Here is a 1,933-nt window from a genome sequence, read left to right on the forward strand (position 1 = left end):
TCCATAGATTGGGCACATCCCAGCTGCGGCAATCGGCATCGACGACGCTGTTCCGAGCATCGAACCCCATGCGGGCGGTGCCATTCAGATGGCAGGTGTCGTCCTTTTCCTGCCAACGCTCTCGTGCATCGACGGCGGCAAGCGCATCGTCCATGACGGACATGGCATGTTCCATCATCCGATGTTCGTTCGTGCCATAGGAAAATGTCACGCGGGGGATCGGTATGCCCAAGGCGTCCGTCTCGTATTGCGCCAAGGTTACCCGGTTGTCCGGGTTTGGGAGGACTTCGCCGACCATCTTAAGACCGACAGAGTGGTTGGCCCGCGCCATCTCGCGCTGCAGGTCCCTGCCCCAGAGGCCGCGACCGCCTGCAAGTGATTTGGCCCATGTCACGGGCAACGGCCCTTGGCTCATGTAGCACCACCCCCCGTGATAGTCCTTACCTTCATCCTCGTAGTTCCAGTGTTCGCTGATGGCGAGGCTCGGCGGCCCCTTGTAGGAGCGCACGTCGGCATCGACCTGGCCCCAGACCGCTTGGTTCAACTGGACCATCAGGTTGCGGCCGACGAGCCCGGAGGAATTGGCGAGGCCATCGGGAAATTCGTCGTTGGCAGAGTATAACAGCAGGCGCGGCGTCTCGATCGCATAGCCTGCAACGACGACATTGCGGGCCTTCTGGAACTGCCATTTCCCAGATCTGTGGTAATGGACGCCTCTGGCGCGGCCATTCCTAGTCTGTATCCGGCCCACCATCGCCATATCGCGGATTTCCGCACCTGCCTTCAGGGCACGCGGTAGCCAAGTGGTGAGTACCGATTGCTTGGCGTTTGTGGAACAGCCCGTGACGCAAAACCCGCGATAAACACAAGGATGCGCCTTACCGCGCGGAGCCGACAGAGTGGCAATCGGCGTCTCAGTCCAATCGAAGCCGAGCGCCACGGCACCCCGGGCCAGATAATCGGCAGCCGCGTTCAGCGGATGCGCGCGCAGCGGATAGCGCGGTCGTTTCGGACCCCAAGGGTAGTTGAGCGGCCCCGAAATCGAGAGCGTCTTTTCGACCTCACGATAATAAGACCACATCTCGCGCCAGTTGATCGGCCAGTCCGCCCCATAACCGAGAAGCGACCGGCTCTTGAACCATTCGGGCCGAAACCGCAGGGACACCATTGCGAAGTGGACCGTGGAACCGCCGACCGACTTACCCGAATTATTGCTGCCCAAGCGAAGCGGATCATTGCCGTCCACGATACGATCATCAGTCCAGTACAGCTTGGACTGATGGGCTTCGTCCGAGGCGAAGTCATCGAGCGGACGCCAATACGGACCTGCATCGAAAGCGATGACGGAAAAGCCAGCCTCGGCTAGCTTACAGGCGAGCGTCCCTCCGCCAGCGCCAGTGCCCACGATGGCAAAATCAACCTCATCTTCGCCATAATCGTTCATGGCCGTCCAACCGCCCGGCACGAAAACATCGGGGGCGCGCCCATCAATGGCGCGCGGCGTGGAACTATCCGTGTCAATCATGATGGCGTGGCAAACCCCTCGCCTTCTGCCCAGCTTCGATGGCTTCCCAAGGATCGCGCCGGTCTTTCGCCGTCCTGACATAGCCTCGGGGCGATGCTGGACCTCCGAAACCCATCGCGCTCCATGCAGAAGGCTGCGACCAATGGCATGACAAGCAGTCCGGAATGACGCGCCAGTTCCAGACTGTCCGGGGCGGCATATCGGTCCATAGCTCGCCACGAATATCGCCTGACGCGATCGCCTGCAGGATCCGATCGGCCTGATCGTCAGGCAGGGCATGAAATGCCTGACCGAATAAACGATCAGCCTCTTCGTCGATCGCGGCCAAAAAGCGCATCCAGCATTCACGGAGACTGGGCAGGCGATGATGGCGGAAACCATCTCCTTGATCTCGAGCTATTCGCTGAG

Annotated in this window: 2 protein-coding genes; both read right to left on the minus strand. The window is 60.6% G+C overall.

The window, feature by feature from the left end:
- The coding region (locus AAFM29_RS17400) for a GMC family oxidoreductase (RefSeq protein ID WP_341713977.1) at window positions 1–1,525 on the minus strand (1,525 nt) is incomplete at its 3' end.
- On the minus strand, window positions 1,518–1,933 hold a 416-nt coding region (locus tag AAFM29_RS17405; protein ID WP_341713978.1), incomplete at its 5' end, for a gluconate 2-dehydrogenase subunit 3 family protein. The genes AAFM29_RS17400 and AAFM29_RS17405, both read right to left, overlap by 8 nt.

This window comes from Erythrobacter sp., from assembly GCF_038133525.1.
In the GTDB taxonomy this organism is placed as follows: Bacteria; Pseudomonadota; Alphaproteobacteria; order Sphingomonadales; family Sphingomonadaceae; genus Qipengyuania.